Origin of the sequence: uncultured Streptococcus sp. (genome assembly GCF_905372115.1) — a bacterium.
Lineage (GTDB): Bacteria > Bacillota > Bacilli > Lactobacillales > Streptococcaceae > Streptococcus.
The window spans coordinates 1-18,822 of the sequence record NZ_CAJPNR010000042.1; the positions used below are offsets into that span (position 1 = coordinate 1).

21 protein-coding genes are annotated in these 18,822 nt (G+C 42.0%); 18 read left to right on the forward strand and 3 right to left on the reverse strand.

From position 1 onward, the window contains the following. From QZ169_RS09495 to QZ169_RS09525, 7 genes are all read left to right on the forward strand, one after another. The coding region (locus QZ169_RS09495) for a hypothetical protein (protein WP_295506628.1) at positions 1-365 on the forward strand (365 nt) is incomplete at its 5' end. Positions 366-696: 331 nt separating this feature from the next. Continuing rightward, on the forward strand, positions 697-1,362 hold the full coding sequence (locus tag QZ169_RS09500) for a hypothetical protein (protein WP_295506630.1): 666 nt from the start codon (positions 697-699) through the stop codon (positions 1,360-1,362). Positions 1,363-1,401: 39 nt separating this feature from the next. Beyond that, complete coding sequence (locus QZ169_RS09505) at positions 1,402-1,890, forward strand: hypothetical protein (protein WP_295506632.1); 489 nt, start codon at positions 1,402-1,404, stop codon at positions 1,888-1,890. Positions 1,891-2,129: 239 nt separating this feature from the next. Continuing rightward, positions 2,130-2,645: a hypothetical protein gene (locus QZ169_RS09510; RefSeq protein WP_295506634.1), complete on the forward strand. Its 516-nt coding sequence runs from the start codon at positions 2,130-2,132 to the stop codon at positions 2,643-2,645. A 300-nt stretch (positions 2,646-2,945) separates the two neighbouring features. Next, positions 2,946-3,611, forward strand: a complete 666-nt coding sequence (locus QZ169_RS09515) for a hypothetical protein (RefSeq protein WP_295506636.1) — start codon at positions 2,946-2,948, stop codon at positions 3,609-3,611. A gap of 39 nt (positions 3,612-3,650) precedes the next feature. Further along, a complete protein-coding gene (locus QZ169_RS09520; protein ID WP_295506638.1) occupies positions 3,651-4,172 on the forward strand; it encodes a hypothetical protein in 522 nt (173 codons plus the stop codon). A gap of 21 nt (positions 4,173-4,193) precedes the next feature. Then, a complete protein-coding gene (locus QZ169_RS09525) occupies positions 4,194-4,721 on the forward strand; it encodes a thiol-disulfide isomerase (protein WP_295506640.1) in 528 nt (175 codons plus the stop codon). A 106-nt stretch (positions 4,722-4,827) separates the two neighbouring features. Here the strand turns inward: QZ169_RS09525 and QZ169_RS09530 are convergent, their stop codons facing one another. Together QZ169_RS09530 and QZ169_RS09535 are read right to left on the reverse strand one after the other, a co-directional pair. Then, a complete protein-coding gene (locus QZ169_RS09530) occupies positions 4,828-5,376 on the reverse strand; it encodes an NADPH-dependent FMN reductase (protein ID WP_002895223.1) in 549 nt (182 codons plus the stop codon). Between the two features lie 85 nt (positions 5,377-5,461). Further along, positions 5,462-5,908, reverse strand: coding sequence for a MarR family winged helix-turn-helix transcriptional regulator (locus QZ169_RS09535; RefSeq protein WP_268683809.1), 447 nt, complete (start codon positions 5,906-5,908; stop codon positions 5,462-5,464). 114 nt (positions 5,909-6,022) lie between these two features. Here QZ169_RS09535 and QZ169_RS09540 point away from each other — a divergent pair, with 114 nt between their 5' ends. From QZ169_RS09540 to QZ169_RS09590, 11 genes are all read left to right on the forward strand, one after another. Beyond that, positions 6,023-6,511: a DUF5590 domain-containing protein gene (locus QZ169_RS09540; RefSeq protein WP_295506645.1), complete on the forward strand. Its 489-nt coding sequence runs from the start codon at positions 6,023-6,025 to the stop codon at positions 6,509-6,511. Continuing rightward, positions 6,508-7,689, forward strand: a complete 1,182-nt coding sequence (locus QZ169_RS09545) for a pyridoxal phosphate-dependent aminotransferase (RefSeq protein WP_295506647.1) — start codon at positions 6,508-6,510, stop codon at positions 7,687-7,689. Before QZ169_RS09540 ends, QZ169_RS09545 begins: the two co-directional genes overlap by 4 nt. Before the next feature lie 251 nt (positions 7,690-7,940). Beyond that, entirely contained in the window at positions 7,941-8,417 is a 477-nt protein-coding gene (locus QZ169_RS09550; RefSeq protein ID WP_295506649.1) for a hypothetical protein, read from the forward strand. Positions 8,418-8,649: 232 nt separating this feature from the next. Continuing rightward, positions 8,650-9,069, forward strand: a complete 420-nt coding sequence (locus QZ169_RS09555) for a hypothetical protein (RefSeq protein WP_002900142.1) — start codon at positions 8,650-8,652, stop codon at positions 9,067-9,069. A 14-nt stretch (positions 9,070-9,083) separates the two neighbouring features. Continuing rightward, a complete protein-coding gene (locus QZ169_RS09560) occupies positions 9,084-9,677 on the forward strand; it encodes a hypothetical protein (RefSeq protein WP_295506651.1) in 594 nt (197 codons plus the stop codon). A gap of 9 nt (positions 9,678-9,686) precedes the next feature. Beyond that, entirely contained in the window at positions 9,687-10,037 is a 351-nt protein-coding gene (locus QZ169_RS09565; protein ID WP_295506653.1) for a hypothetical protein, read from the forward strand. Between the two features lie 179 nt (positions 10,038-10,216). Continuing rightward, complete coding sequence (locus QZ169_RS09570) at positions 10,217-10,582, forward strand: VOC family protein (RefSeq protein ID WP_223322544.1); 366 nt, start codon at positions 10,217-10,219, stop codon at positions 10,580-10,582. A 21-nt stretch (positions 10,583-10,603) separates the two neighbouring features. Then, entirely contained in the window at positions 10,604-11,950 is a 1,347-nt protein-coding gene (gene asnS, locus QZ169_RS09575) for an asparagine--tRNA ligase (protein ID WP_295506656.1), read from the forward strand. A gap of 155 nt (positions 11,951-12,105) precedes the next feature. Beyond that, on the forward strand, positions 12,106-13,293 hold the full coding sequence (locus QZ169_RS09580; RefSeq protein ID WP_295506658.1) for an MFS transporter: 1,188 nt from the start codon (positions 12,106-12,108) through the stop codon (positions 13,291-13,293). A gap of 96 nt (positions 13,294-13,389) precedes the next feature. Beyond that, positions 13,390-15,132: an ABC transporter ATP-binding protein gene (locus QZ169_RS09585; RefSeq protein WP_295506660.1), complete on the forward strand. Its 1,743-nt coding sequence runs from the start codon at positions 13,390-13,392 to the stop codon at positions 15,130-15,132. Further along, on the forward strand, positions 15,122-16,858 hold the full coding sequence (locus QZ169_RS09590; protein ID WP_295506662.1) for an ABC transporter ATP-binding protein: 1,737 nt from the start codon (positions 15,122-15,124) through the stop codon (positions 16,856-16,858). The genes QZ169_RS09585 and QZ169_RS09590 overlap by 11 nt, the downstream gene beginning before the upstream one ends. 76 nt (positions 16,859-16,934) lie before the next feature. On the opposite strand, the gene QZ169_RS09595 is transcribed toward QZ169_RS09590, so the two are convergent. After that, positions 16,935-18,461, reverse strand: coding sequence for an ATP-binding cassette domain-containing protein (locus QZ169_RS09595; protein ID WP_295506664.1), 1,527 nt, complete (start codon positions 18,459-18,461; stop codon positions 16,935-16,937). Positions 18,462-18,822: the final 361 nt, after the last annotated feature.

Here is an 18,822-nt window from a genome sequence, read left to right on the forward strand (position 1 = left end):
ACGAGGATATTATCCGAGATGCAGGCTATGGAATTCCGGATGACCCGGTGATTCGCCGATGGGGGATAAATAAACTTAAAATACCTGGGAAATTAAACTTGGATGTGCGCCCGCCAACTAGTTTGGAAGACAGTGAGCTTCTACTTCTTTTTTCCGTTACAATTAATGGTAAAGAAACAGATGTAGCATTTTTCTTAGATAAAAAATTGAATTTAATTGATTCGAGTTATGATTCTATAGAGAAAGATGGTACTGGGGAAAAAATTGAAATAGATGAGACTCAAGAAAAAGAGCTACTACGTCAGGTTCAAATAGAATTGAATCAGTTCTTTGAAAAAATGAAACAGCAACTAGCTTCTAAATAAAGTGTGAGATATTGCGAACATGAAAGAGTGAAGCCTTTCTTGTAGAGCATGACAAAACTGTTGAAGAGGAAAAATCAGGAATACTTTTTCGACTATTTAGAAAGAGGGGCTGATACAAATGTTCGTTAAATTCAAACGCTATAAATAACTGACTATTGTTTTGTCCCTACTTCTGATCCTTATTCTTCCTTATTTTGCTTATGAGCGTTATCAATATGACACTTTTAAGCGTGCTTATGAACAACTGGATATCTTGTGGTGATTGGATGAAGAAAAAACAATTATTTGTTTCGTTTAGTTTATAGAATTGAGGGAGAAGTAAAATTTAAAGATGTTTGGAAAACAGAATAGGGAAACTGATACTAAGGTTAGCTTACTTCAGAAATATTTCAAAACAAAACCCGTTCAATCTTTTTTTATGCTCATAGTTCTTATTTGGTCAGTATACGAGATTGGTGCGACTAGTTTAGCTAACAACTCGGCCTTGACCAAGGAATTCATGCATAGTCGGTATGTTATGGTTTGGCCAATAGTAGATAGAAAGGCGAATCTATACCATTATGCGGAAGAATGGACTAGTAACATTTTGGATGGCATTATGCATCTAGACTATGAAAATATAAAAATGACCTGTTACCCTAGTAAATATGATGATCAGGTTTCTGCTGAATACAATCAGATTCCTAATAAGGAAAATTATGTGATTTCATTTCCTTTAGACGGGTCGTTGTCCAAATCAAATTTTTCGACATTAGACACTAGATACTATCTAATATCAAAGAATGCAGCTATTGTAGAGCAAAAGACGGGTAAGACTATTGAGGAATTAACCCATGAGATAGGGCATGCAAGGGAGGACTTCTTGTCTGCTCTGGGTAAGATGAAAATCCTTCGTTTGGTCTATTTGATTCTTCGTATGATAGTATTGTTGCTGTGTATCAAGTGGTCGGGTCAGCAGAGAAAAAGGAAAGAGAACGAAATCTTGCAGAATGGATAGAGCCCTAATACGATATGGGGTCTATAAGGAGATTCACAAATGACCTTAAAAAAACAATGGAATTGGAATTTAGGTTGTAGTTTATTGCTTGTTGGAGTTCTGGCATCTGCTTTTCTCTTTTATTTATGGGCACAAAATCTTGGTAAATATACCTTACAACCTGGTCAGTCTATTAGTCTGAAAGTCAAACCTCGGACACAAGATGTGGAATACTATTCTGTATTAATTTTGAAGAAAAATGATAATAATAAGCTTAAATTATCAGGTTCAGGAGTTTGGTTTGAGATGCATGGCGATATTTTTTATGATGTTGAAGGGCAAAAACTTGTTCGAAGCCATCATTCAGAAGATGCTGATGAAGAGTTACCCAATAATCAAAAAGATATTAAATTAGTGCAGGATGGAATTGTTGTCAGCTACCAGGGGGAAAAAGCTTTTAATGTAACTAATAACAAGTCCTACACGATCACCATCACCAATGTAGACGACAAGACAGCTCACTTTGAAGCTCAAGTGGTGGACAAGTAAGGTAAAGCGTTGGCAACAACTTAGAATTAGCAATCAAGTTACAGACCGACTGCCTAAAGAGCGTGACTACCTGATAGCTACTCTAGCCTCTGGAGAACTCATGTAAGAAGCTTGTACAGCAGGTGGACAATTTATCAAACATGGTAAAAGATGGGATTTCTTATGGAAACCAGATACGGATGAGCATAAAAAATCAAAAGAAGATTTTTATGATTATTTGAAGCGAGGAGAAGATAAAAATGTCGGTACGTAAAAAAATAATAAGCATCCTACTTTTGATAATAACTGCTTTTGTCATTTGGTTTCTCTTTGGACCTGATGAAAAACCTGAACCAGATTTTTCTTCTGCCAATAAAATTGAACTACTGGCAAGTATTCTCGCAGGTAACAACGAGGATATTATCCGAGATGCAGGCTATGGAATTCCGGATGACCCGGTGATTCGACGATGGGGAATAAATGAACTTAAAATACCTGGTAAATTAAACTTGGATGTACGCCCACCGACTAGTTTGGAAGACAGTGAGCTTCTGATTCATTTTTCCACTACAATTGATGGTAAAGAAATAGATGCAGGTTTTTTCGTGGATAAAGAATTAAAATTGACTTATTCAAGATATACTTATATAGATAAGGATGCTATTAGGAAAAAAATTGAGATAGATGAGACTCAAGAAAAAGAGCTACTACGTCAGGTTCAATCAGAATTGAATCAGTTTTTTGAAAAAATGAAACAGCAACTAGCTTCTAAATAAAGTGTGAGATATTACGGACAGGGAAGAGTGAAGCCTTTCTTGTAGAGCATGGCAAAACAGTTGAAGAGGAAAATCAGGAATACTTTTTGACTATTTAGAAAGAGCGGCTGATACAAATGTTCGTTAAATTCAAACGCTATAAATTCCTAGTTATTGTTTTGTCATTACTTCTGATTCTCATTTCTTCCTCTTTTGCTTATGAACAAAAATCAACTGGATATCTTGAGGTGACTGGATGAAGAAGAACCGATTATTCGTTTCGTTTAGTTTATAGAATTGGGGGAGAAGTAAAATTTAAAGATGTTTGGAAAAGACAATAGGGAAACTGATACCAAGGTTAGGTTACTTCAGGAATATTTTAAAACAAAACCCGCTCAATCTTATTTAATGCTCATAGTTCTTATTTGGTCAGTATATGAGATTGGTGCGACCAGTCTGGCTAGCAACTCGGCTCTGACTAAGGAATTCATGCATAGTCGGTATGTTATGGTTTGGCCAATAGTAGATAGAAAGGCGAATCTATACCACTATGCGGAAGAATGGACTAGTGACGTATTAGATGGCATTATGCATCTGGACTATGAAAAGATAAAAATAACTAGTTTTCCTAAAAAATGGGAGAGCAAAGCTGAAATATACTATACTTTGTCTGAAGATAAGTATGCTGATAGAGTATATTTTTTCTTAGACGAGCCAATATCCAGAGCCTATACCACTAGTTTAGAGCAAAATTATTATTTGATTTCAAAGAATGCAGCTGTTATTAAAGAGGAAACAGGCAAAACGGTTGAACAGTTAGGTCAAGAAGTGGGACATGCAAGGGAGGAGTTTTTGTCTGCTCTTGGTAAGATGAGAATCCTTCGTTTGGTCTATTTGATTCTTCGTATGATTGTATTGTTGCTATGTATCAGGTGGTCGGGTCAGCAGAGAAAACGGAAAGAAGATGAAATCTTGCAGAATGGATAGAGTCTTTAAAGGATACAGAATCTATAAGGGAAATAAAGAATGATAACTTCAATAATTTTTATTGCTTCTCTTTTTATACTTTTGTACCGCTTTAAAAGCCGGCGTTCAAGGATTATTATTGGCCTGCTGTATAGTTTGTTTGTTGTCTGGTACGTTCAGGCAATTTTAAACTACGGCAAATATACTCTGCAATCAGGTCAAGGCGTTGAATTAAGAGTGTCTCCAAATACGAATCAGCTTGAATATAATTCGGAATTGATTTTAGATAAAAAAGATGATAGAAGTATAAAATTATCAGGTACAAATGTTTGGTCCGAAAAGTTTGGAGATGTATTATTTGGGGTAAGTGAAAAGAAAATTATTAAGATAGGCAGTACCGAGGGAGACAAGAATGAGCTTCCTAATAATCAAAAAGATATACATTTAGTAGAAGATGGGATTGTTGTTAGTTATAAAGGAGAAAAAGTTTTTGATGTCACGAATAACAACCCCTACACGATTACCATCACCAATGTAGACAATAAACCGGCTACATTTGAAGATCAAGTGGTGGATAAGTAATAATCTTGGTTAGGAGAAGAAATGCTGAGACCTAAAAATATACTAATTTCTATTTGTTCTGTTGCTTTTCTAGTCAGCGGAATTAAACTCTATTTTAATTATCAAAGTCAGCAAGAATTTCTTCAGCTGAAAGAATCTTTCAAACAGGATGACAAAATAGCAGTCTTAGAACTTTTAATGGCATCAGAAAAGTATGCATCTGACATTCGCAAAGCAGGCTATATTATCCCGCCAGATGGAGCTATTCGCCTGGATGGGGGAATCAATCCCTTAGAAATAGAAGGGGATTTACATTTGAAGATTGCGCACCCAGGCGGGAACGAAGTAACAGTTTTTTTTGAAACTGAGTTTGATGGGACAATAATAAATTGTCAATATGTTTTAAACGACAATCTGGACATAGTTCGCAGTTACTATTCTTACATAAATAAACAAAATATAAATGAGCAAGTGAGCATCCCACAATCCGAAGAAGCCCGCTTGTTGAAAATTGTTCAAAATGAGATTGATAGTTTTTTGAAAAAAATGTATCAAACTTTGTATGGTTAAGGCTGTCTACTTGCTCTTGTCAATAATGCAATCTAAAACCCCTCGCAATTATTTGCGGGGGTTTAGTGTCTTATAAGTTTTCTTTTCTTTTTATAATCTTCTCTTTTTAGTTAAGGGCTGCTAAAAGAGCATCAGCCTGTGCTGAGAGTTCAGCAAGTTTGTCTTCTGCGACAGTCAGTTGTCCAGTTCCCCATGCTTCTGGGTTGATACCAACACCTGTGAATGGTTCTACCACATTCATACGGATGAAAGGCAGCAGGCTGCGGTAGTGCTTGAATACTTCATCTGGTGATGTGCCGTTAGCTACAGATGAAACAGTAACAACCTTAGCATTCAGAGCAGATGGGCCAGTTGGGTCTGACAGATCCAGAGCGCGTGAAGCCCAGTCCAAGAGGTTTTTCACTACTCCTGGAATAGCCCAGTTGTAGACAGGTGAGAAAATCCAGATAGCGTCAGCGGCCAAGATTTCTTCACGAACCTTAGCAACAGCAGCTGGAGCAGGACTTTCGATGTCTTGGTTGAAGAATGGTACATCTTTATAATCAAGATATGAAACTTCTGCCTTACCAGCCAAAGCTTTTTCAGCTTGCTCAGCCAATTGGTGGTTGAAAGAACCTTGACGAAGCGAGCCGACGATGAATAATACTTTAGACATTGCATTGTCTCCTTTTTTATAAAATAAAGAGATATTTCTCTTGTTACAATATATGTTACAACATTAATCACTAGTTAGCAATTATTTAGCTCATTTTTTTGAAATTTTTTAGAATGCGAATCAAATCTTGTTTATCTTCTTCTTCGAGAATGGAAAGAGCTTGCTGAATATTTTTGATATGATCAGGCAGGGCGGCTTCAATTTTAGCTCTGCCTTGTTCTGTCAAACCAATCAAAAAAGCCCGGCGGTCATTTGGGTCGCAGGTGCGGACAATCCAGCCGTCGCGTTCCATATTTTTGATGACAACAGTCATGTTGCCAGAAGTAGCCAATATGCGGTCAATCAGGTCCTGAATACGCAGTTCCCCTTTGCTGTATAGGGTTTCTAAGACGGAAAACTGAGTAGGAGTCAAATCATGCTTTTTAAAAATCTGGGCTTCAATGGCACGGATGGTTCTTGCTGCCTTGTGAAAGACAATCATGGTTTTCAAATCAAGCAGAGCTTCTTTGTTTAAATCGTCTGTAATCTTCATAACAATATTTTACCAATAAATAGTATCATATGCAAGGATATTGCTTTAGAATTTTGAGAATATTCTCATCAAAAAAAGATAGAAAAATAGGAGTATTTGTAGTATAATGACGGAGTGAAATATAAAAATAGAAATAAAGCCAGTTTTCCAATTTGGCAGTACCTTATCGGTATTTTTATCGTTCTCAGCGTTCTTGTCTTTTCATTTTTTGCAGTTTTGCAAGTATCTATGCAGCCGAGACAGTCGGCTAAGGAAGCAAGCAGACGCTTGGCCAAGGAATACGCAGATCTTGAAAAAGTGGATTCTTTTGCCATCTACAATGGGCAGGAATCTTACTACAGTCTGCTTGGTAAGACTAGTAAAGGTGTCGAAAAAGCTGTTTTGATTGCTAAAGATTCCAATGAGATTCGTGTCTATCGACTGGACCAAGGTGTCAGTCAGGCAGAGGTGGAGAGCATTGCCAAGGAAAATGGAGCAGGAACTATTGATAAGGTAACCATGGGTTATTTTCAGGATCAGCCCATCTGGGAAGTCAAGTCGGGAGGCACCTACTACCTGATTGGTTTTGAAAGCGGACAGTTGGTCAGCAAGGAGGGACTATGAAATTATCAAATCGTGTCTTAAAGATGGAAGAAAGTGTGACTTTAGCAACAGCAGCGCGTGCTAAGGCTTTGAAAGCGCAGGGGCGGGATATTCTGTCTTTGACTCTGGGAGAGCCAGATTTTCCGACGCCTAAGAACATCCGAGATGCGGCTTTATCTGCCATTGAGGATGGGCGCGCTAGCTTTTATACGGTGACTAGCGGTCTTCCAGAGCTAAAAGAAGCTGTAGTAGAGTATTTTGCTAACTATTACGGCTACACAATCCAGCCTAATCAAGTGACGGTGGCAACCGGAGCTAAGTTCTCCCTCTATACCTTCTTTATGAGTGTGCTTGACCCAGGTGATGAAGCTATCATTCCGACGCCGTACTGGGTAAGCTACGGTGACCAGATTAAGATGGCCGAGGGGATTCCTGTTTTTGTTCAAGCTACTGAAGAAAATAATTTCAAGGTGACGGTGGAACAGCTGGAATCTGCTCGTACTGATAAGACCAAGGTCTTGGTTTTGAACTCGCCGTCCAACCCGACTGGTATGATTTATACAGCAGAGGAGCTGCTAGCGATTGGAAACTGGGCTGTGGAGCATGATATTCTGATTTTGGCAGATGACATTTATGGACGTCTGGTTTATAACGGCAATAAATTTACGCCAATTTCTAGTCTGTCAGAGGAGATTCGCAAGCATACTGTGGTTATCAATGGTGTCTCTAAGAGCTACTCCATGACAGGCTGGCGGATTGGCTATGCAGTTGGTGAGCCAGAAATTATAGCTGCCATGAGTAAGATTGCAGGGCAGACAACATCTAACCCGACAGCAGCGGCTCAATACGCAGCTATAGAAGCGCTGACTGGCAGTCAGGAAACGGTTGAGACTATGCGTCAAGCCTTTGAAGAGCGTCTGAATACCATCTATCCACTCTTGGCTCAGGTGCCAGGATTTGAAGTGGTCAAGCCACAAGGGGCCTTCTATCTCTTTCCAAATGTCAAGAAAGCCATGGAAATGAAAGGTTATACAGATGTGACCGAGTTTACGACAGCAATTTTAGAAAAAGTTGGCGTGGCTCTGGTGACCGGAGCAGGATTTGGTGCTCCAGAAAATGTCCGCCTCAGCTATGCGACTGATCTGGAAACACTCAAAGAAGCCGTTGGACGCCTGCAGCAATTTATGGAGAGTAAATAAAGCTCTCAATCTTACACTGCTTTCGAAGATGTATAAACGATAAATATGGACGGACTCAGAGTTCGTCCTTTTCAATTTATTTTTTACTGTACTGGTAATGAATTAAATAATATAGTAAAATAATATAGAAAGATATGGAAGCGTTTTTCACTCTAGTCAAAATCAGCAAGCTTTAGCAAGGATAAATGTTAATTGGCTTCGCTTAGAATTCAGCTGATGAAGGATTTAAACAATAGTGGAGGGAGAACAATATGAAACGTCGTTTGATTTTCTTATTCTTGCTAGGCGGTCTAGTCTTGCTAGGAGCTTATGTTTTCTTTAATTCAGAGGTGGGTTGGACCACAATTTCCCAGTCTAAGCCGGGTGAACCAAGCTACAGCCTACAAGCAAAAGATAATCACTATCGTATCCACTATTATGAGAATTCCTCGGCCCGTAAGGATTGGTACTTGAATAATTACCAGCCAGCTTTAAATTTAAAAATGCGAACTTTGAATAGTGAGCAATTAAAAAATACTGAAGGGGGATCTGCAAAGCAGGAACTTTCTGGGACGGGCTATGCGGATTTTACGATGGTTTATGAGACTCGCTATAATCCTCAGATTGAGCGAACCTATTTTAAGGTCCATATTGTAGTTAATGATAAGGGAGATGTAGACACTAAGAAAAGCAGTATGACCTACTGGAAGACGGAAGAAGAGGTAAAGAATGATCCGCCTATTGATTAAAAAGCAGCTATCAATGGCAGATTAACTAAGTATAAGTAACTTTATGATAAGAATCACCAGACGACTTAAAAATTTGAGGAGTATTTAGTTGAAGACGAGGGTGTTTCGGTGTATAATAAAAGAAGTCCATTTGGTCTAGCCCTGCATTCTATTCATATGCAGTGTGTTCCTCATGGTCTTTTTACTTAAGTAATAATAGGGATGAAGATTATTTTGTACAAAAGGAGATAAAATGGGTTTTATCAGAAAGGAAATAGGGGAAAGAGAGAAGAAGCTTCTCGAGGATTTTTCTATTGAAGAAAAAGAACTGGCTCTGCCATTTTTACTAGAGGATGAGAAGAGAGGGATTTTTCTCTGCGTCAAGCAATTTCGTATCGGGGAAGGGAAATATCAGGTTTTAGCCATGATTCTCGGTGGCCATTTGCTTGAATTTCGCCTAGAAGAAGAGCGGGCCGATAGATATCCAGTTCGCAATGAGGAAGATCAAAGTGTAAAAGGTCTATCGACAGAAACAATCTCCCAGCTAGTGATTCCCAAGGTTTTAAAAGGACGAGAGGACAAGATCGTAACAGTGATTCAACATGCCCTGTCGCAGATTAACCCTTATTATGATACAAAGATAAGGGAAGTAAACCACGTGGAGTACAGATAAAGAGGAGATAGGATATGGGATTATTAGAAAAGTGTCTGGACTTTTTACCGACTAGGCGGGCTGTCAGTGACATAGAAGAAGATATGAGTTGGGAGGAAGAATTTACCCCTAAAAGAGTTCATCATAAAGCAGTCAGTAGTAACCCTCAGAAGGAGACTGAGGGAACAGCGTCTCTTCCCCAAGAAGGAAGTTGGAAGTTCGTGCACGAGATGATTTCTGAAGAAGGGGTTGAGCTTTTAAAGAGGGCTGGGATTAATGACGAGTTAGTCTTTGAAACGGGCGATTGGGTCGCAGATCATGATTTGGGGATTTATCTGGTCCTTTATCGCTTTGGTGGCAGAACCAACTGGAAGAAGACTTATAAGCTAATCTTGCAAGGACAGGTGATTGAATTTAAGACCAAGACCATTTTTCATCAGCAGGATTTTTCTTATGAAGATGGGGAATTCACTAAGGGAGTGATTGTCAAAAATGTCTCCAATATGCTTCTGCCCATAGCTTTCGAAGGTCAACAGCAGCGGGTGCTCCATATCATTCAAGCGGCTCTCTCAGCAGCTAGCCCAAGCTATGATACGGTCATTTACAGGGCGAACTTTGATTTGGTTTAGGAGGGGAAGATGATATATATTACAAAAGAAGATGTTTTGATGTGGCTGGAGAAACATGAGCCAGTGGCCAATCGTCAGAAGGATATTGCGGCTTTTCATAAAGAACTGTCGTTTCGTTTGCAAAGAATGGACTTTCGACCGTCTAGCAGTTCCAAAAATCCTCAGAGAGATGTTTGTGAAGACCCTGACCAAGAGCTGACTGTAGCCTTTACTCAGGACGGGGAGGGGAATTATGCGACGATTGACCAGAGTCCAGGAGGTCAGATTCTCAGTGATCAGCGCTTTAAGATGGCTTTGAAAAAAGTCTTGAACTATGATGATGATATGGTTGATCGACTGCTTTATGGAACGAAAAATTAGTCCTCTTATTCAGAGAGAGTTATCCGCCAGCCTTTAGGAGGCTGGTTTTTTAATTTTTCTGAGATTTAGACTCTTCAAGGATAGCTATTGCAATCGCTTTATGGTAAAATATAGAACAGATGTCCAAAAGATTTGTCTTGAAATAAAGTGACATTTAGCAACCAATCTAGGAGGCAGATATGATTGATCATTTTGGCATTACAGTCAAGGATTTGGAAGCCAGCAAGTTCTTTTATCAGAAAGCTTTAGAGCCATTGGGCTACAAGATTGCCTTTGAAATTCCTCAGGCAGTAAGTTTTGCAGAACCTCGGACGGCTCCAGCTGGAGATTTTTGGTTAAGTCAGGGACAATCAGATGCGTCTCATTTTGCCTTTCGTGCGGAGACTAGGGAGCAGGTGGATGCTTTTTATCAAGCGGGCCTTGCAGCGGGCGGAAAAGATAATGGTGCCCCAGGTATTCGTCCCCAATATCACCAACCTTATTATGCAGCCTTTGTCTTGGATCCAGATGGTAATAATGTTGAGGCAGTCTGTCATAAAGAATAAAAAATAGAAAAGAGAAAAAACGTGTCAAAGAAAATCGTAACAATTATTGATGTGAAAAATTATGTTGGTCAAGAAGTGACCATCGGTGCTTGGGTTGCCAATAAGTCAGGTAAGGGTAAGATTGCTTTCTTGCAGCTGCGTGATGGCTCTGCCTTTTTCCAAGGGGTGGCCTTCAAGCCTAACTTCATTGAGAAATTTGGCGAAGAAGAAGGATTGGCGAAGTTTGATACGATTAAAAAGCTTAGCCAAGAAACTTCTGTCTATGTGACAGGGATTGTCAAGGAAGACGAACGTTCAAAATTTGGCTACGAGCTGGACATTACAGATATCGAAATCATCGGTGAGTCAAATGACTATCCAATCACGCCCAAAGAACATGGGACTGACTTCCTCATGGACAACCGTCACTTGTGGCTGCGTTCTCGTAAGCAAGTGGCCATGATGCAAATCCGCAATGCCATTATCTACGCTACCTATGAATTCTTTGACAAGAATGGCTTTATGAAGTTTGACAGCCCAATCTTGTCAGGAAATGCAGCAGAAGACTCAACTGAGCTCTTTGAAACAGACTACTTCGGAACTCCAGCATACTTAAGCCAATCTGGTCAGCTTTATCTGGAAGCAGGAGCCATGGCTCTTGGCCGTGTCTTTGACTTTGGTCCTGTATTCCGTGCCGAAAAATCAAAAACTCGTCGTCATTTGACGGAGTTCTGGATGATGGATGCAGAGTATTCATACTTGACGCATGATGAGTCACTTGACTTGCAAGAAGCTTATGTTAAAGCCTTGATTCAAGGTGTTCTTGACCGTGCTCCTCAAGCTTTGGAAACACTGGAACGCGATGTAGAACTCCTGAAACGCTATATTGCAGAGCCGTTCAAACGTGTTAGCTATGATGAAGCGATTGATCTTTTGCAAGCTCATGAAAATGATGAAGATGCAGACTACGAACACCTTGAGCATGGTGATGACTTTGGTTCTCCGCATGAAACATGGATTTCAAACTACTTTGGTGTACCAACCTTTGTCGTGAACTACCCAGCAGCCATCAAGGCTTTCTACATGAAGCCAGTTCCTGGAAATCCAGACCGTGTCCTTTGTGCAGACTTGCTGGCACCAGAGGGATATGGAGAAATCATCGGTGGTTCTATGCGTGAGGAAGACTACGATGCTCTTGTTGCTAAAATGAATGACCTTGGTATGGATACGACAGAATATGAATTCTACCTTGATCTTCGTAAGTATGGAACAGTTCCACATGGTGGCTTCGGTATCGGTATCGAGCGTATGGTAACCTTTGTGGCAGGGACCAAGCATATCCGTGAAGCCATCCCATTCCCACGTATGCTGCACCGTATTAAACCATAAATCAATGAAAACGCCCATGTGGCGTTTTTTCAACAGTAAACTATGAAATAATCCAAAAACAGAATTTTAGAGAAAGAAGAGGTAGGAGTCATGTAAACAGCAGATCAACAAGTGATAAAGGATGACATTAAAAAACACTTGTTAAAGGAGAAAATATGTTTAAAAGAAGTTATCGGAAAAATATCGGTCTTATGGCCGGAGTTGAATTTTTTGCCTTTCTAGGCATTACCAGTTTTTGGATTTTATTTCTAAGTCAAAATGGCATGTCACTTTGGCAGATTGGGCTTTTGGAAAGTATTTTTCATGCGACTAGCGTCATTTGTGAGATTCCTTCCGGGATGTTGGCGGATCGCTTTTCCTACAAGACCAATCTTTATCTGAGCCGGATAGCCGGGATTGTGTCTTCTGTTCTCATGTTGGTGGGGCAGGGGAACTTTTGGGTTTATGCACTGGCTATGGTGATTAGTGCTTGGTCCTATAACTTTGATTCGGGGACAAGTGCGGCCATGGTTTATGATTCTTCTGTAGAGGCTGGACTCAAGGAACGTTACTTATCCATCTCCAGTTTTATGTCTGGAGTGGCTGAAGCGACCCGGTCTTTGGGAACGGTCTGGGCTGGATTTTTTGTCCATGGACAATTGCATCTGACCTACTATATCATGATTGGCACCTCTATCATCGTTCTTTTCTTGACTTGGATGCTGAAGGAGCCAAGTGTCAAAGCAGAGAAAGCAGAACGTCTGACCATGAAAAAGATTATCTGGGCTGTCAAAGAGGAATTGCAGAGAAATCCCAGCCTTTTTATCTGGATGATTCTTTCCCAAATCATCGGAACACTCATGTGCATGTTTTATTTTTACTATCAAAATCAATTGCCTGACTTAAAAGATTGGCAGATTTCGCTGGTCATGCTGATTGGCAGTGCTTTGAATATCTTAGCGGTCTATCTGGCGAGTGTAATTGGAAAGAAGTATTCTGCCCAAAAACTCTTTCCTTCAGTGGTCCTTCTAACTGGAGCAAGCTACCTGCTGTCCTATTTTGGAACGCCGATCATCTATATTTTGATTTATCTAATCAGCAACGCCTTGTATGCACTTTTCCAGCCGATTTTTGACAACGATTTACAAAAGCAGCTGCCAAGTGAAGTACGGGCGACCATGCTCAGTGTCTATTCTATGATGTTCAGCCTGAGCATGATTGTCATTTTTCCTGTGACAGGCTGGTTGATTGATTACTTTGGCTTCGATTGGACTTTTATAGCTTTAGGCGGCTTCTTATTAGCCGTAACGCCACTTTTGTATATGAGTCTAAAGAAAATAAGCCAGAGCTTACAAGAAGTCTAATATTAATGTTCTCTTTCTGCTGGTCAGAAGGAGAATATTTTTTAGCCTTTGAAAATTATGGTAAAATAAATACAGTTTAATGGAGAAGTAGGAAGTATGAAAGATTTATTGAAATATTTCAAGGGCTATATCAGGGAGTCTTTGCTGGGGCCCTTGTTCAAGCTTTTGGAAGCCAGTTTTGAACTCTTGGTTCCGCTTTTGATTGCGGGGATTGTGGATGAGACCATCCCTAGACACGACAGCTCCCATCTCTACTGGATGGTTTTTCTTTTGATGGGCTTGGCTGCTCTGGGCGTGGTGGTAGCAGTTGTGGCCCAGTATTATTCGTCAAAGGCGGCAGTGGGCTTTACTCGTCAGATGACAAGAGACCTCTATCAAAAAATCCTGCGCTTGCCCAAGGCTAGTCGGGATGAGCTGACAACCTCTAGCTTGGTGACTCGGCTGACGAGCGACACCTATCAAATCCAGACGGGCATCAATCAATTTCTTCGTCTCTTTCTGAGGGCGCCTATCATCGTTTTTGGCTCCATCATCATGGCCTTTACTATCAGTCCGGTCATTACCTTATGGTTCTTGCTCATGGTGGCAATTTTAACGACTATTATCGTTTTCATGTCTCGTCTGATGAACCCTCTCTATGCTAAGATTCGCCAGCTGACAGATCAATTGGTCAATTTGACGCGTGAGCAGCTGCAGGGCATGCGGGTTATTCGAGCTTTCGGTCAGACCCAGCGCGAGGTTCAGACCTTTCGCAATCGTAACGAGCTCTATAAAACCTGGCAAATCAGGACGGGAGCTCTGGCAAGTCTGATTAGTCCTCTGACCTTTCTTACGGTCAATGGTACTCTGATTGCTGTGATTTGGCAGGGGAATGCTTTTATTGGCAAAGGTTTGCTGACCCAGGGGATGCTAGTGGCCTTGGTCAACTATTTATTGCAGATTTTGGTGGAATTGCTCAAGCTAGCTATGCTAGTCAATTCTCTCAATCAAAGTTATATCAGCGCAGGCCGCATCAGTCAAGTCTTCGAGCAAGCAGAAGAAGATGTTCTGCAGGAATTAGTGCAGGAAACCGCTCTGCCTGATCAAGCTCTTAAAGTCAAGCAGGTCAGCTTTTCCTATCCAAATGCAGCTAGTCCAGCCTTGACTGGTCTGACTTTTGATTTGAAAAGAGGTCAGACTTTAGGTGTTATTGGCGGGACAGGTTCAGGTAAGTCTACTCTGGTTCAGCTGCTAGCTCATCTCTATCCAGTTGCTGCTGGTCAGTTGACCATCTTTTCTCAAGGACGCAGTCCTAAAAATCTCAGAGAATGGAGGTCTTGGATCAGTCTGGTACCTCAGAAGGCGGAGCTTTTCCAAGGAACTGTTCGCTCCAATCTGACTTTAGGACTGTCAACCAAGCCAACAGACACAGACTTGTGGCAGGCTTTAGAGATTGCTCAGGCAGCGGACTTTGTCTCTCAGAAGGAAGGTGGCTTGGATGCGACTGTGGAGGCCTTTGGCCGGAATTTTTCTGGCGGTCAGCGTCAGCGTTTAACCATTGCCAGAGCTGTCTTGCGGAGGGCACCTTTCTTGGTTTTAGATGATGCGACCTCAGCTCTGGACTATTTGACAGAGGCTAGACTCTTGCAGGCTATTAAGAATGAATTGACAGAGACCAGTCTGGTCTTGATCTCTCAGCGGACCAATAGCTTGCGCTCAGCGGATCAAATTTTAGTGCTGGATAAGGGAGAACAGGTGGCCCTTGGTCGCCATGAGGAACTTCTGGTCAGCTCTGCCATTTACCGAGAAATTCATCACTCACAGCATAGTCAAGGAGAGGAGGGCAAGCATGAAGCATAAGACATCACCTAGCAGCTTGAGGCGTTTGACTCGCGATTTGCTGCAGGCGCGCTGGGTCTTTCTCCTAGCTAGTCTGGGAACGGTGGCTCAAGTGGCTCTGACTGTTCTTCTCCCAGTTTTAATCGGGAATGCGGTAGATAGTGTTCTTCTCCCTCAATCGGAGCAGCATTTGATGCCGATTTTGGGTCAGATGCTGTTGGTTATCTTAGCCAATACGCTGATTCAATGGCTCAATCCCTTGCTCTATAATCAGCTGGTTTATCGCTATAGCCAGCAGCTCCGTCAAGACGTTATCAAGAAAGTACACTATCTGCCTTTGGCTTATCTGGATCGGCAAGGAACAGGCGATTTGGTTAGTCGGGTGACGACGGACTTGGAGCAGCTCAGCAATGGCCTACTCATGGTTTTCAATCAATTTTTTGTGGGTTTGCTGACAATTTTAGTGACTATCATTAGCATGGCCAGATTGGACTTTTTCCTCCTGCTTTTGGTCTTGTTTTTGACGCCCTTTTCTCTCTTCTTAGCTCGCTTTATTGCTAGAAAGAGTTTTAGCTTTTTCCAACATCAGACGCAGGCAAGAGGAGAGCAGACCCAGCTGATTGAGGAAAGTCTGACTCAGGAAAGTCTGATCCAGGCTTTTAATGCTCAGGAGCAGTTTGACACAGCTTTTACTCGCAGTAATCAAACCTATGCAGACTATTCGCAGGCGGCTATTTTCTATTCTTCGACGGTCAATCCTTCGACTCGTTTTATCAATGCCCTGATCTATGCTTTGATTGTGGACTTTGGGGCTGTCCGAATCATTCAGGGAACAGGCTTTACGGTCGGGCAGCTGGTAACCTTTCTCAACTATGTCAACCAGTACACCAAGCCTTTCAATGATATATCGTCTGTCATGTCGGAATTGCAGAGCGCTTTAGCTTGTGCGGAGCGGATTTACAGCGTTTTGGACCAAGAAGAAATAGCAGAGTCTGGTCAGGAAATCCTCCAGTCGGAAGATGTCAAAGGACAGATTAGCTTTGAGCATGTGGCTTTTGGCTATGATCCTGGCAAAGAGCTGATTCAGGATTTGAATATAAGGATTCCAGCAGCTAGTAAGGTTGCTATTGTCGGGCCAACTGGTGCTGGTAAGTCTACTTTAATCAATCTCCTCATGCGCTTTTACAATGTTGATAGTGGTCTTGTTTCGCTAGACGGTACTCCCATCACGCATTACACCAGAGTCTCTTATCGTCAGCAGTTTGGTATGGTACTGCAAGAGACTTGGCTCAAGACGGCGACCATTCATGACAACATAGCTTTTGGCCGGCCAGACGCCAGCCGAGAAGAGGTCATTGCAGCTGCCAAGGCGGCCAATGCTCATTTCTTTATCCAGCAACTGCCTCAGGGGTATGACACCTACCTGGCGGATGCTGGGGACTCCCTTTCTCAAGGTCAGCGGCAGCTCTTGACCATTGCGCGAGTGTTCCTGGCTGTTCCTAAAGTCCTAATCTTGGATGAGGCGACTTCCTCCATTGATACCCGGACAGAAGTCTTGATTCAGGAGGCTTTCAGCAAGCTCATGGTAGGGCGGACTAGCTTTATCATCGCCCACCGCCTGTCTACTATTCAAAATGCTGACATCATCCTCGTCATGGTAGATGGTGATATCGTCGAACATGGTAATCACCAGGAGCTCATGGCAGCCAGAGGTGTTTATTACCAAATGCAGACGGCGCAGGAGTAGAAGGAAGAGCTTTATTAAAGTTCACAGATTGATACTAAACAAAACTAAAAGAGTTGGAAATTCCAACTCTTTTTGCTTATAGTTCAACGACTTCTAACCCTGTTTCTGTCAGTTTATAAATCTTCTGGCAGACTTTTTTGAGAAAGATACGGTCGTGGGAGACAGCGATAATGGCGCCAGGATAGGTCGCCAAAAGCTGGCGAACCTGAGGCTGAGAGGTGGGAGAGAAGTTGCGGGTTGGTTCGTCCAGAAGGAGGACATTGGGACGGTCTAAGACTAGTTTGAGCAGGAGGAGCTTGGCTTTTTGGCCACCAGAAAGCTGCTCAATCGGGTGGCGGGCCTCGTCGCGAGTGAACTGGAGACTGGCTAGATGCGTCAGGATTTTCTCCTCTTGGGACTTGTCGCCAGAGGGAGCCAGAAAATCCAAAGGGCTGCTCTCATCAGCCAGCAAGTCACCATAATGCTGGGGGATATAGCCTACTAGCGTGTCTGTCCGCTCACGCAGGATCTTCCATATTTCCTTAAGCAAAGTGGATTTGCCTACACCATTAGCACCAACCAGCCCGATTTTTTCCTGGCCGCAGACTTCCAGAGTCAGGTTCTTCGCCAGTTGTCGTTCGTCTGTTTCCAGTTTCATTCCTTCTAATTTCAGGATTCTTTTGGTCAATGGCAGAGCTTCTATGTCTGAGAAGTGAAGGCTGATGACATCTTCCTGTGTCGGAATTTCGGTCATTTCAGCGCCTGCCTTTTCAAATCGTTTGCCCTGCGAGAGGACGTTTTTCATCTTCTTGGCTACCAGTCGACCTGCAGTAGCGTCATGGGTGTTTCGTAAAGTATGCTCCACACTCTGCTTAACTCGTCGGTGTTTTTCCATGGTCTTGGCGTGTTCTTCTCGCTCTTTTCGTGCTAGTTGCTCCTGTTTTTCAAAAGCCTCCTGACGTTGGTGGCGGTAATTTTCATAGTCCAGACTCTTGACGCTGGTTCTGGCTTCCTGTTTCTTTTTGATTCGCTCCAGATGAACAATCTTGGTCGCAGCTTGAGCGAGAAAGTGCTCGTCGTGAGAGACGAAAAGAACTGTTCTCTGGCTGTGGCTGATAAAGTTTTCCAGCCAAGTCAGAGTTTCAAGATCGAGGTCATTGGAGGGCTCGTCAAGAAAGAGAATATCCCAATCACTGGCTAGTTTCTTGATGAGCTGAACTTTAAGTTTTTCTCCTCCAGATAGGCTAGAGAGCTGCTGCTGACTGGCAAAACGCTGACTGTCAAAGTTGAGCTCTCCAGCATAGCGGTAGAGCTTAGCATAGTCCAGCTCTGTCTCAAAATCAGCAAAGAAATAGTCATTGAGCGTCAGTTGGGCATCCTCTGAAGGCAGCTGCTGGGGCAGGTAGACAGCAGCAGTATAGGACTTGCCAATCTGTCCGCTGTAGCTGGCATAGGAGCTGACAAGTCGCTCGTCTAGCAGGAGCTTGAGCAGGGTGGACTTGCCATTGCCCTCCTCACCGATAATAGCGACCTTGTCTCCTTGATTGACAGTCAGTGACAAATCTTTGACTAACTCCTTCAGGTCTTTTAGGTGGGTGATCGTTAGATTTCTTATTTGAAGCATAGATGTCTCCTTCGTTTTATAACACAAAATACAGCCCTGCTTTATTTAGCAGAGCTGTTTTTAGTTGCACAAAGCAGACACAGGAGTGTCAAAGTGGGATTATTCGTCTATAGGCTTCCAGCTTACACTGTCATAGGAGCGACAGGATTAATCTAAAGATAAGCAAATAGAAGCTAGAAAGCACAAAAAATGAACATCCCGCGGATATGCAGAAACATGGCAAAATCTACTAAATAAAGTTTCCTTTAAAAAATAGACTTAATTTTTCATGTCTCCGTGTACCTCCGAAATATACTTGACTACAGTTTAGCAGAAGGAACTAAGAAAGTCAATAGAAAACAAGACTGAGACAGTATATCCC